Raw genomic sequence first — 12140 nt, forward strand, 5'->3', positions numbered from 1 at the left:
CGGCGGGGGCGGGAACGGCGCCGTCGCCGACGACACCAAGGGGTACAAGATCGCCCCTGCGGCCGCCATCGGCGAGTTCAAGAAGGAGGGCGCCGACAGGACCGGCGCCATGTCCGCCGAGCAGAAGGCCAACGCCGTCGCCATGGGGATCCAGAACCCCCAGATGATCGCGGCCTCCTACAAGTCCGGCACCGATGCCCTCAAGGCCAAGTCCATGAGCCTGAACGGGATGTGGGGAGAGATCGCCGACCCGGAGAAGGCCCTCGACGCCGCCTTCGCGAACTACGAGAAGAACCAGGCCGCCACGTCGAAGGACGTCAAGATGACGCCCATCGGCAGCCCCGAGTCCAAGACGCCCGCCGGCTTCGAGGGCGCGCTGATGAAGTGCCAGAACATCCAGTTCGAGAGCACCGGCGCGCAGACGACCCCCGGCCCGAAGTCCGCCCAGATTCCCACCTGCATCTGGGCCGACTACAGCACGCTGGGCGTCGTCAACGCCATCGACCCGGCGGCGATGATGACCGGCGGGACCGGTTTCACCCTGGACCAGGTCGCCGAGCTGGCGGCCCAGCACTACAAGGCCTCCCGCAGCAAGGCGTAACCCCGCACACGGAGAAGGGGCGCCCCGCCGGTCCGGCGGGGCGCCCCTTCTCCGTGTCCGTACGGCTCAGGCCGACTTCTCGTGCCTGCCGTCGTTCTTCACGATCCGCGGGACCAGCGTCGGGTTGACGTTGTTGCGGACGACGTCGGCCGTGATGACCACGCGGGCCACGTCCTTGCGGGACGGGACCTCGTACATGACCGACTGGAGGACCTCCTCCATGATGGCGCGCAGGCCGCGCGCGCCGGTGCCGCGGAGGATCGCCTGGTCGGCGATGGCCTCCAGGGCCGGGCGGTCGAAGTCCAGTTCCACGCCGTCGAGTTCGAAGAGGCGCTGGTACTGCTTCACCAGCGCGTTGCGCGGCTCGACCAGGATCTGGAGGAGCGCCTCGCGGTCCAGGTTGTGGACGGAGGTGAGGACGGGGAGACGGCCGATGAACTCGGGGATCATCCCGAACTTCACCAGGTCCTCCGGCATGACCTCCTGGAACTGGTCGCTCGCCTCGATCTCGCGCTTGGAGCGGATGGTCGCCCCGAAGCCGATGCCCTTGGCGCCCGCCCGCGACTCGATGATCTTCTCCAGGCCGGCGAAGGCGCCGCCCACGATGAAGAGCACGTTCGTCGTGTCGATCTGGATGAACTCCTGGTGCGGGTGCTTCCGGCCGCCCTGCGGGGGGACCGAGGCCGTCGTGCCTTCCAGGATCTTCAGGAGGGCCTGCTGCACGCCCTCACCGCTCACGTCACGCGTGATCGACGGGTTTTCGCTCTTACGGGCGACCTTGTCGATCTCGTCGATGTAGATGATCCCGGTCTCGGCCTTCTTGACGTCGTAGTCGGCGGCCTGGATCAGCTTGAGCAGGATGTTCTCGACGTCCTCGCCGACATAGCCGGCCTCCGTCAGCGCCGTCGCGTCGGCGATGGCGAACGGGACGTTGAGCATGCGGGCCAGGGTCTGCGCGAGCAGCGTCTTGCCCGAGCCCGTGGGGCCGAGCAGCAGAATGTTGGACTTCGCCAGTTCGATGGCGTCGTCACGGCCCTGCGCGCCGCCGTTCTCGCCGGCCTGGACGCGCTTGTAGTGGTTGTACACAGCGACGGAGAGGGCCTTCTTGGCCGGCTCCTGGCCGACCACGTAGCCCTCGAGGAACTCGTAGATCTCGCGGGGCTTGGGGAGTTCCTCCCAGCGCACCTCGCTCGTCTCCGCGAGTTCCTCCTCGATGATCTCGTTGCAGAGGTCGATGCACTCGTCGCAGATGTACACACCGGGTCCCGCGATGAGCTTCTTCACCTGCTTCTGGCTCTTTCCGCAGAACGAGCACTTGAGCAGATCGCCGCCATCACCGATGCGTGCCACGAGGTGCTTCCCCTTCGCCTGGGAGCGCTTGGTTCAGCGACTCCTGGTGCCTCATATTCGACGGTACCTTGCCGGGCCCCCCGTTCGGGCCCCCCTTGGCGTGGTTGACATGGTCGCAATTCGGCCACGCCAACCACGGCGAGGGAAGGTCGGGCGTCAGCGCTCGGCGGAGGCCGTGCTCTTGCGGGTCGAGACGATCTGGTCGATCAGGCCGTACGCGAGGGCGTCCTCGGCGGTCAGGATCTTGTCGCGCTCGATGTCGTCGCGGATCTTCTCGATCGGCGTCGAGGAGTGCTTGGCCAGCATCTCCTCCAGCTGGCTGCGCATGCGCAGGATCTCGTTGGCCGCGATCTCCAGGTCGGAGAGCTGCTCACGGCCGGTGCCGCCGGAGGGCTGGTGGATCAGCACGCGGGCGTTCGGCAGGGCCATCCGCTTGCCGGGGGTGCCGGCGGCGAGCAGCACGGCCGCGGCGGAGGCCGCCTGGCCCATGCAGACCGTCTGGATGTCCGGCTTCACGAACTGCATCGTGTCGTAGATGGCCGTGAGGGCGGTGAAGGAGCCGCCCGGGCTGTTGATGTAGATCGAGATGTCGCGGTCCGGGTCCATCGACTCCAGGCACAGCAGCTGCGCCATGACGTCGTTGGCGGAGGCGTCGTCGATCTGCACGCCGAGGAAGATCACGCGCTCCTCGAACAGCTTCGCGTACGGGTCGTACTCGCGGACGCCCTGCGAGGTGCGCTCGACGAAGCGCGGCACGACGTAGCGGTTGTCCATCGGCGCGCCGGTGTAGAGGCCGCTCGGGGAGAGGTTGTTCTGCATCTGGGTGTTCACCGTCCTGGTGGCGTTCGGCGGGGGGCTGGGGCTCTGGGGCTGGCTGCCGGCGCTCAGGCGCCCGTGCCGCCGCCGCCCGGAACACCCGCGGCGTGCGTGATGATGTCGTCGATGAGGCCGTACTCCTTGGCCTCATCCGCGGTGAACCAGCGGTCGCGGTCGCCGTCGCGGATGATCGCCTCGACGGTCTGGCCGGAGTGGTGCGCGGTGATCTCGGCCATGCGCTTCTTGGTGCGCAGGAGGTACTCGGCCTGGATCTTGATGTCGGAGGCCGTGCCGCCGATGCCGGCGGAGCCCTGGTGCATCAGGATGTCGGTGTTCGGCAGCGCGAAGCGCTTGCCGGGGGTGCCGGCGGTGAGCAGGAACTGGCCCATCGAGGCCGCCATGCCCATACCGATGGTGACGACGTCGTTCGGGATGAACTGCATGGTGTCGTAGACGGCCATGCCGGCCGTCACCGAGCCGCCGGGGCTGTTGATGTACAGGAAGATGTCCTTCTCCGGCTCGGCGGCCAGGAGGAGCATCTGCGCGGTGATCTTGTTGGCGATCTCGTCGTCGACCTGCTGGCCGAGGAAGATGATCCGCTCGCCGAGCAGCCGGTTGTAGACATGGTCGCCGAGGCCGCCACCGATGGACGGCTCACCCGCGGCGTAAGGCTTCAGATTCGTCACGTATCCACCTGCTCGTCTCCGACGGCCCCAAGCCGTCTCAGCGTCTTGTTCTGAGGGCAGTGCCCTCGTATTCATGGACCCTAACGCGCAGGTCGGACAACGCCATCCCGGTTCCCGAACTGTTCGCTGGGAGCGCAAGGTAGTTGGGGGCGCATAAGCGGGTCCGGGTACGTCCACGGGCCCGTACGCACAGCAGTGCGTACGGGCCCGTGGAGCAGGGTCCGCCGGGGGCGGGGGCCCTTACTTGTCCTCGGAGACCTCGGCCTCGCCGGTGACGGCCTCGACGGCCTCGGCGGCGGCCTCGACGACCTCGTCCTCGTCGTCCGAGAGGTCGACGACCTCGCCGTTGGTGTCCTTGACCGTGGCGGCCTCGACGACGACCGCGAGGGCCTTGCCGCGGGCGACCTCGCCGACGAGCATCGGGACCTGGCCCTGCTGGGCCACGGCCTGGGCGAACTGGTCGGGGCTCATGCCGGAGGAGGCGGCACGGCGGAACAGGTGCTCGGTGAGCTCCTCGCGGGAGACGTCGAGCTTCTCCTTGTTGACGAGCTCATCGAGGATGAACTGCGTCTTGATGCCCTTCTCGGCCTGCTCCTTGGTCTCGGCCAGGAACTCTTCCTCGGTCTTGCCCTGGATCTCCAGGTACTTCGCGAGGTCGAGGCCCATCTGGCCGAGCTGGTGGTGCTCCAGGTTGTGCTTGCGGGTGTTGATCTCGTCCTCGAGAAGCTTCTCGGGCATCGGGACCTCGACCAGCTTGAGGAGCTCGTCGAGGACGCGCTCCTGGGCCTGGGTGGCCTGGTCGAACTGCTTCATGTTCTCGAGGCGCTTGCGGCTGTCGGCCTTGAGCTCGTCGAGGGTGTCGAACTCCGACGCCATCTGCGCGAACTCGTCGTCGAGCTCGGGGAGCTCACGGGCGGCGACGGCGGTGACCTTGACGGTGACCTCCGCGTCCTTGCCCTCGGCGGAGCCGCCCTTCAGCTGCGAGGTGAAGGTGGCCTCGCCACCGGCCTCCAGGCCCTTGACGGCCTCGTCGATGCCGTCGAGGAGCTCGCCGGAGCCGATGGTGTACGAGACGTCCGAGGCGACACCGTCGGGCAGGACCTCGCCGTCGACCTTGGCCTCGAGGTCGATGGTGACGACGTCGCCCTCGGCGGCGGCGCGCTCGACGGTCTTCGTCGAGGCGAAGCGCTCGCGGAGCTGCTCCACGGACTTCTCGACGTCCTCGTCGGTGACCTCGACCGCGTCGACGGTGACCTCGATGCCGGAGTAGTCCGGGATCTCGATCGTCGGGCGGACGTCGACCTCGGCGGTGAAGGCCAGCAGCTCGCCGTCCTTCAGCTCGGTGATGTCGACCTCGGGCTGGCCGAGCGGGTTGACCTCGGCCTCGTTGACGGCCTCGGTGTAGAACTTCGGGAGCGCGTCGTTGACGGCCTCCTCCAGCACGGCGCCGCGACCGAACCGCTGGTCGATCACGCGAGCCGGGATCTTGCCCTTACGGAAGCCCTTGACCGTGACCTGCTGGTTGATCTTCTTGTACGCCGCGTCGAGGCTGTCCTTGAGCTCCTCGAAGGGCACCTCGACAGTGAGCCGAACCCGGGTCGGGTTCAGGGTCTCCACGGCGCTCTTCACGGTTCGGTCTCCTTGTGGCTGATTCCTGGAATCCACCGGGGCCGCGTGTGGCGGTTCCGGCAGGTCGGCCCGGTCAGAAAGACACACGGGCACGCAGCTTGCATAGTAACCGCAAGCGGGATGACGCCCACAACGTGATCAAGGGTGCGCGAGGTTGGCGCATGATCGTCATGGTCGGGGTGGCGGGATTTGAACCCACGGCCTTCCGCTCCCAAAGCGGACGCGCTACCAAGCTGCGCCACACCCCGTCGGTGCGACACGTAGGGTACATGGACGGGGACTGTGCGGCGCCCCCTGATTTTCGGGGTGTGCGCGAAGGGCCGCCGACCGGCTACCATGCTCCTCGTGCCGCGGTCCTCGTGACCTGCGGCGCGATGCTGTGCGGGTGTAGCTCAATGGTAGAGCACTAGTCTTCCAAACTAGCTACGCGGGTTCGATTCCCGTCACCCGCTCTGACGAAGAAAACCCCAGGTCACCTGGGGTTTTCTTCGTTTCTGGCCGACGTCGACGCCAGCGGGCCGCCGCCGGCGTCGGCAGGACGCCGCCGGCCCCGGCGGGCCCGTCGGCCGCTCAGAACTTGATGGCGGCGATCGTCTGCGTTATCGAGTCCAGGAAGCGCTGGATGTCGTCCGCCATGCCGGTGGAGGCGAGGAAGAAGCCGAAGAGGACCGCGACCACGGCCGGGCCGCCCTTGAGGTTCCCCCCGCGGATCAGCACCACCAGGATGATTGCCAACAGCAACACCACAGACAGTGAAATGGCCACAACTGATCACACCCTCGGTCGGTCCCGCCTTGCCCACCAGGGAGCCCCTGTCTCGGAACACCCCCCGCTGTCTCCATCGTGCCACCAACCCCCCTGCCCTGGCTGCCGGGTGACGAATCGTCGTGCAGAAGATCACGTCAGGCGGGGCGGGAGAGGAGCAGCAGCGCCCGGTCGTCGTTGACGTCCTTGGCGACGGCCTCGATCAGGTGCCAGGCGACGCCCTCGAAGCCCTCGGCGACGCAGCGGTCGGCCTCGCCGGTGAGGCGGTCGATGCCCTCGGCGATGTCCCGGTCGGCGGCCTCGACCAGGCCGTCGGTGAAGAGCATGAGGACGTCGCCGGGGCGCAGGGAGCCCTTGACCGGGTGGAACTCGGCCCCGTCGTAGACGCCGAGGAGGGGTCCTTCGGCGTCCTTCTCCTCCCAGCGCCCGCTGCCCGCGTGGAGCTGGAGGGCGGGCAGGTGGCCGGCCGAGAACAGCTCGTAGTCGCCGGACTCCAGGTCGAGGACGAGGTGGATCGAGGTGGCGAAGCCCTCGTCCCAGTTCTGGCGGAGGAGGTAGCCGTTGGCCGCCGGGAGGAAGCTGTGCGGCGGGAGCGAGCCGAGGAGTCCGCCGAAGGCACCGGAGAGCAGCAGGGAGCGGGAGGCCGCGTCCATGCCCTTGCCGGAGACGTCGGTGAGGACGACCTCCAGGGTGCGTCCGCCGTGGGTGCGGGCGGCGACGACGAAGTCGCCCGAGAAGGACTGGCCGCCGGCCGGGCGCAGCGCCATCTCGCGGTGCCAGCCCTTGGGGAGCCGGGGCAGGGCGCTCTGGACGCGGATGCGTTCGCGCAGGTCGAAGAGCATGGTGCCGCCGCGCCGCCAGGGCACGCCGACCCGGGCCCGGAACTGGGCGATGAGCAGCCCGAAGAGTCCGCAGGCGGCGACGACCAGGACGGTGCCGGGGGTGACCCTGGCGGGGCCCTGGGTGTACGGGCCGAGGACGACGGACTCGACGATGAGGGCGCCCGCGGCCGCCGCGTACAGGGCGAGCAGGCTGGCGGGGCGCAGCAGCAGGCCACCGGCCACGATGGGCAGGACGAGCGCGGCGGGCGCGCACCAGATCGGATTGAGCAGGGTCCCGCACGCGATGGCGGGGATCATCAGGAGGAGTCCCGCGAAGGCGAGCCAGTCCGCGCCGTCGCCGCGGAAGTAGTCGACGGCGGATCTGCGCAGCGCGACGCGGGCCCGGCGCACGCGCCTGCGTGTCCGGGCCGCGTACGTGTTCACTCCGGCGCGCTGTCCCATTGGCCTGGACCCTATCCATCCCGTCGGACATCGTGCAGGGGTACCCCCGCGACAATGTGCCTGAAATCGGGTCGCCCCGGGCGCGCGCCGCTGATATCGATGGCATATGACGACTGAACTGCGGGTTCTCGACCCGTCGGAGTGGGATCGCTGGTACGGAGTCCTCGAGCTCGCGTTCGGAGGTGTGGCCGAGGCGCCGGAGGAACGGGAGCTGTATCGCGATCTGACCGAGTTTGACCGTTTCATCGGCGCCTGGGACGGCGACCTGTGCGTCGGCACGGCGGGGGCCTTCACGTTCCGGCTCACGGTGCCGGGCGGGGCGTCGGTCCCTGCGGCCGGGGTGACGATGGTGAGCGTGGCCGGAACTCATCGGCGGCGCGGGATCCTGACCTCGATGATGCGGCGGCAGCTGGACGACGTACGGGGCTGGGGCGAGCCGCTGGCGGTCCTGACGGCCTCCGAGGCGGAGATCTACGGCCGCTTCGGCTACGGCGCGGCGACGTACGCGGCGCGCGCGACCATCGACAGGACCCGGGTGCGGCTGACCGTGCCGGAGGGCGTGGACGGCGTGACGCTGCGGGTGACGTCCCCGGAGGAGGGGCTCGAGGCGGCCGAGGCGGTGTACGCGAAGCTGGTTCCCGGCCGGCCCGGGATGCTGGCGCGGCGGCCCGGCTGGGAGCGGCAGGCGCTGCTCGACCCGCCGGGTGACCGGGAGGGCTCCTCGCCGCGGATGTGCGTGCTCGCCGAGCGGGGCGGTGAGGTCGTCGGGTACGCGCACTACGCGATCAAGCCGAACTGGTCGTTCGCGGGGGCCGACGGTTCCGTCTCGGTCCACCAACTGGCCGGGCTCGACCCGGTCGTGGAGGCCGCGCTGTGGCGCTACCTGTGTTCGGTGGACCTGACGACGAAGGTGAACGTCCACAGCCGGCCCGTGGACGACGCCTGGCAGCACCTGGTGACGGAGGTCCGGCGCTGCGAGCCGACGCTGCGGGAGGGGCTGTTCGTGCGGCTCGTGGAGGTGGGTGCGGCGCTTGAGGCGCGGACGTACCAGGCGCCGGTGGACGTGGTGTTCGAGGTCGAGGACGCGTTCTGCCCCTGGAACGCGGGGCGGTGGCGGTTGACCGGGGACGCGAAGGGGGCGACCTGTGTGCGCACCGGGGACGCGCCCGATCTCGCGCTGTCCGTGCGGGAGTTGGGGGCGGCGTACCTGGGCGGGACCTCGTTGGTGTCGCTGGCCTCGGCGGGACGCGTGCGGGAGTTGCGCGAGGGCGCGTTGGTGGAGGCGTCCGTGGCGTTCGGGTCCCCCGTGGCCCCCTGGCTGCCGCACGGGTTCTAGGAGCGGGGCGACAACGGACGGGCAGCGCCCCAGGGGGTTGTGCCCACCCGTTCCTCCCCCGAGGACTTCGTCCAGGGGGGACCCCCGCTGCGAAACGGTTGCCCACAACGCCGCGGACGGGGGTCCACACCTAGGCCTGACAGGTCGGGCACCAGAAAAGATTGCGGTTGGCCAGGTCCGCCGTGCGGATGTCCGTTCCGCAGATGTGGCACGGCATGTTCGCGCGGCGGTAGACGTAGACCTCGCCGCCGTGGTCGTCCACGCGGGGCGGGCGGCCCATGGCCTCGGGGGTGTGCTCGGGGCGGACCGTGTCGATGCGGTTCAGGCGGACGCCCTCGCGCATCAGCTCCGCCAGGTCCTCCCAGATCGCGGTCCACTCCCCCGCCGCCAGGTCCCTGCCCGCGCGGTACGGGTCGATGCCGTGCCGGAAGAGGACCTCGGCGCGGTAGACGTTGCCGACGCCCGCGACGACCTTCTGGTCCATGAGGAGGGCGGCGATCGTCGTGCGGGACTTCGAGATCCGGCGCCAGGCCCTGTCGGGGTCGTCGGCGGCGCGGAGCGGGTCGGGGCCCAGGCGGTCGTGTATCGCCCGCTTCTCGGCGTCCGTGATCAGGGCGCAGGTGGTGGGGCCGCGCAGGTCCACGTACGACTCGGGGTTCGCGAGGCGCAGGCGGACCGTGTCCGTGGGCGGCGGGGCCGGGGCGTCGCCGAAGTCCACCTTGCCGAAGAGGCCCAGGTGGATGTGGATCCATTCCTCGCCGGGGAAGCCCAGGAAGAGGTGCTTCCCGTGGGCTTCCGTCGTCTCCAGGGTCGCGCCGTCGAGCAGGGCCGCCGAGTCGGCGAACTTGCCCTGCGGGCTGGAGACGCGCACGGGCCGGCCGCCGAACCGCTCGCGGTGGTCGGCGGCCAGCCGGTGGATGGTGTGCCCCTCGGGCATCAGGCGGTCGGCTCCTGCGGGTGGTGCGCGGGGATCGGGGGGAGCTCGCCGGTGGTCTCGTACTTCGACAGCATGTCGATGCGGCGGGTGTGACGCTCGTCACCCGAGTACGGGGTGTTCAGGAAGATCTCGACGAACTTGGTCGCCTCTTCCTGGGTGTGCATCCGGCCACCGACGGAGATCACGTTGGCGTTGTTGTGCTCGCGGCCGAGGGCGGCGGTCTGCTCGCTCCAGGCGAGGGCGGCGCGGACCCCCTTCACCTTGTTCGCGGCGATCTGCTCGCCGTTGCCGGAGCCGCCGATGACGATGCCCAGGCTGTCCGGGTCCGCGGCCGTCTTCTCGGCGGCGCGCAGGCAGAACGGCGGGTAGTCGTCCAGGGCGTCGTAGATGTGGGGGCCGCAGTCGACGGGCTCGTGGCCGTGGGCCTTGAGCCACTCGACGAGGTGGTTCTTTAGTTCAAAGCCGGCGTGGTCGGAACCGATATAGACGCGCATGATGCCGAGTGTGGCACGTCAGGGCCCGGGTAGCAGGCAGCGGGGTCGGGAGCTTCACCCGACCTGGTACGGACCTTCGACTCTCGCGAGGTCGCCCGCACACCGATCCGGAGTGAGGTCTTCCGATCATCCCTGTTCACGGGGTTCAATGCTTGGGCTCGCGATCCGAGCACCCCCCACACACGAGGAAGCGTCGATGAACACGCAACCGACCCTGACGAAGGACGGCCAGGAGACCGGCACCACCGGGACCCCGCATTCCTCCGACGGCCTCAAGGCCGGGCTCAAGAACCGCCACCTGTCGATGATCGCGATCGGCGGCGTCATCGGCGCCGGCCTCTTCGTCGGCTCCGGCTCCGGCATCGCCGCGGCGGGTCCCGCGATCCTCCTCTCGTACGCACTCGTCGGCGCCATGGTCGTCTTCGTGATGCGGATGCTGGGCGAGATGGCCGCCGCCCGCCCGTCCTCCGGCTCCTTCTCCGCCTACGCGGACCAGGCCCTGGGCCGCTGGGCCGGTTTCACCATCGGCTGGCTGTACTGGTTCTTCTGGGTCGTCGTCCTCGCCGTCGAGGCGACCGCGGGCGCCAAGATCCTGGAGAGCTGGGTCCCGGCCGTGCCGCAGTGGGGCTGGGCGCTCATCGTGATGGTGGTGCTGACCGCGACCAACCTGGGCTCCGTCGCCTCGTACGGCGAGTTCGAGTTCTGGTTCGCCGGCATCAAGGTCGTCGCCATCGGCGCCTTCGTCGTCATCGGTCTGCTCGCCGTCTTCGGCGTGCTGCCGGGCTCGGACAACCCGGGCGCCGGATTCGCGCACCTCACCGACAGCGGGGGCTTCTTCCCGATGGGCGCCGGCGCGGTCCTCACCGGTGTGCTGATGGTCGTCTTCTCGTTCATGGGCAGCGAGATCGTCACGCTCGCCGCCGGCGAGTCCGAGGACCCGCAGAAGGCGGTCACCAAGGCCACCAACAGCGTGATCTGGCGGATCGGCGTCTTCTACCTGGGCTCGATCCTCGTCGTCCTGACGCTGCTGCCGTGGAACGACAAGTCGATCGTCGAGAAGGGCTCGTACGTCGCCGCCCTCGACTCCATCGGCATCCCGCACGCCGGCCAGATCATGAACGTGATCGTCCTGACGGCCGTCCTGTCCTGCCTGAACTCGGGCCTCTACACGGCCTCCCGCATGGCCTTCTCGCTCGGGCAGCGCGGTGACGCGCCGAAGGCCTTCGCCAAGACCAACCAGCGGGGCGTGCCGACGGCCGCGATCCTCGGCTCGGTCGTCTTCGGCTTCGTCGCGGTCTTCTTCAACTACAAGTGGCCGGACACCGTCTTCGCCTTCCTGCTGAACTCCTCCGGCGCGGTCGCGCTCTTCGTCTGGCTGGTCATCTGCGTGACCCAGCTGCGGATGCGCGGGATCATCCTGCGCGAGTCGCCGGAGAAGCTGATCGTGCGGATGTGGCTCTTCCCGTACCTGACGTGGGCGACCATCGCCATGATCGTCGGCGTCCTCGGCTACATGGTCGTCGACGGCGGCAGCAACCGTGAGCAGGTCGTGCTGTCCCTGCTCGTGGCCGCGCTCGTGATGGCGATCGCGCTGGTCCGCCAGCGGCTCGGCAAGAACGTCGCCCCCGTCGAGGAGCTGGAGCGCGTGTAGCTCCCCCGGGCTTGTGAACCAGGCGTACGAAAGGGCCCTGCCGCTCCTCCGAGCGGCAGGGCCCTTCGTGTGTCCGTGGCGGTCTCAGCCCTTGCGGCCGACCAGCTTCCAGGCGGCCGGCAGGGCGCCCATGGCGAGCGCGGCCTTGAGGGCGTCGCCGATGAGGAACGGGGTGAGGCCGGCCGCGACGGCCTGGCCGAAGGTCATGCCGGTGGCGAGGGCCAGGTAGGGCACGCCGACCGCGTAGATGAGCGCGGATCCGAGCACCATGGCGCCGGCGGTGCGGAGCACGGAGCGGTCGGCGCCGCGGCGGGCGAGGGCGCCGACGACGGTCGAGGCGAGGAGCATGCCGAGGATGTAGCCGAAGGACGGCATGCCGTAGCCGGAGGAGGCCTGCGCGAACCACGGGACGCCCGCCATGCCCGCGACCGCGTACAGGGCGAGGGCGAGGAAGCCGCGGCGGGCGCCGAGCGCGGTGCCGACGAGCAGGGCGGCGAAGGTCTGGCCGGAGACCGGGACCGGGGAGCCGGGGACCGGGACCGAGAGCTGGGCGGCGCCGCCCTCACCGGCCTCGCCGCCCAGCTCTCGGTCC

Annotated in this window: 11 protein-coding genes, 2 tRNA genes and 1 pseudogene; 4 read left to right on the top strand and 10 right to left on the bottom strand. The window is 69.7% G+C overall.

Annotation, left to right across the window (positions count from 1 at the left end; genetic code table 11):
- A pseudogene (locus CCN56_RS42950) lies at positions 1-601 on the top strand (hypothetical protein); the annotation flags it as partial.
- 66 nt (positions 602-667) lie between these two features.
- Here the strand turns inward: CCN56_RS42950 and clpX are convergent.
- The 5 genes from clpX to CCN56_RS04670 all read right to left on the bottom strand — a co-directional run bounded on the left by clpX (position 668) and on the right by CCN56_RS04670 (position 5330).
- Complete coding sequence (gene clpX / locus CCN56_RS04650) at positions 668-1951, bottom strand: ATP-dependent Clp protease ATP-binding subunit ClpX (RefSeq protein ID WP_015033605.1); 1284 nt, start codon at positions 1949-1951, stop codon at positions 668-670.
- Between the two features lie 156 nt (positions 1952-2107).
- Positions 2108-2770, bottom strand: coding sequence for an ATP-dependent Clp protease proteolytic subunit (locus CCN56_RS04655; protein WP_030684990.1), 663 nt, complete (start codon positions 2768-2770; stop codon positions 2108-2110).
- Between the two features lie 65 nt (positions 2771-2835).
- A complete protein-coding gene (locus CCN56_RS04660; RefSeq protein WP_086823894.1) occupies positions 2836-3453 on the bottom strand; it encodes an ATP-dependent Clp protease proteolytic subunit in 618 nt (205 codons plus the stop codon).
- Positions 3454-3693: 240 nt separating this feature from the next.
- Positions 3694-5082 (bottom strand): trigger factor, encoded by a 1389-nt coding sequence (gene tig / locus CCN56_RS04665; RefSeq protein WP_041129233.1) that lies wholly within the window; start codon positions 5080-5082, stop codon positions 3694-3696.
- Positions 5083-5253: 171 nt separating this feature from the next.
- Positions 5254-5330, bottom strand: a tRNA-Pro gene (locus tag CCN56_RS04670).
- A gap of 133 nt (positions 5331-5463) precedes the next feature.
- Here CCN56_RS04670 and CCN56_RS04675 point away from each other — a divergent pair.
- Positions 5464-5534: transfer RNA gene (locus tag CCN56_RS04675), tRNA-Gly, on the top strand.
- A 118-nt stretch (positions 5535-5652) separates the two neighbouring features.
- Here the strand turns inward: CCN56_RS04675 and CCN56_RS04680 are convergent.
- Together CCN56_RS04680 and CCN56_RS04685 are read right to left on the bottom strand one after the other, a co-directional pair.
- The gene (locus CCN56_RS04680; protein ID WP_041129234.1) at positions 5653-5847 is read right to left on the bottom strand and encodes a hypothetical protein; all 195 of its coding nucleotides are present in this window, start codon (positions 5845-5847) and stop codon (positions 5653-5655) included.
- Between the two features lie 137 nt (positions 5848-5984).
- A complete protein-coding gene (locus CCN56_RS04685) occupies positions 5985-7130 on the bottom strand; it encodes a PP2C family protein-serine/threonine phosphatase (protein WP_086823895.1) in 1146 nt (381 codons plus the stop codon).
- 106 nt (positions 7131-7236) lie between these two features.
- Between CCN56_RS04685 and CCN56_RS04690 the strand changes: the two genes are divergently transcribed.
- On the top strand, positions 7237-8466 hold the full coding sequence (locus CCN56_RS04690) for a GNAT family N-acetyltransferase (RefSeq protein ID WP_086823896.1): 1230 nt from the start codon (positions 7237-7239) through the stop codon (positions 8464-8466).
- Positions 8467-8596: 130 nt separating this feature from the next.
- Here the strand turns inward: CCN56_RS04690 and CCN56_RS04695 are convergent, their stop codons facing one another.
- Together CCN56_RS04695 and CCN56_RS04700 are read right to left on the bottom strand one after the other, a co-directional pair.
- Complete coding sequence (locus tag CCN56_RS04695; RefSeq protein ID WP_086823897.1) at positions 8597-9403, bottom strand: Fpg/Nei family DNA glycosylase; 807 nt, start codon at positions 9401-9403, stop codon at positions 8597-8599.
- Entirely contained in the window at positions 9403-9897 is a 495-nt protein-coding gene (locus CCN56_RS04700; protein ID WP_041129238.1) for a ribose-5-phosphate isomerase, read from the bottom strand. The genes CCN56_RS04695 and CCN56_RS04700 overlap by 1 nt, the downstream gene beginning before the upstream one ends.
- Before the next feature lie 196 nt (positions 9898-10093).
- Between CCN56_RS04700 and CCN56_RS04705 the strand changes: the two genes are divergently transcribed.
- Positions 10094-11548, top strand: a complete 1455-nt coding sequence (locus CCN56_RS04705; RefSeq protein WP_086823898.1) for an amino acid permease — start codon at positions 10094-10096, stop codon at positions 11546-11548.
- An 84-nt stretch (positions 11549-11632) separates the two neighbouring features.
- Here CCN56_RS04705 and CCN56_RS04710 read toward each other — a convergent pair.
- Positions 11633-12140 (bottom strand): biotin transporter BioY (locus CCN56_RS04710; RefSeq protein ID WP_086823899.1); only part of this gene is annotated, 508 nt, incomplete at its 5' end.

Source organism: Streptomyces sp. NRRL B-24572 (assembly GCF_002156145.1).
Classification (GTDB): Bacteria; Actinomycetota; Actinomycetes; order Streptomycetales; family Streptomycetaceae; genus Streptomyces; species Streptomyces vietnamensis.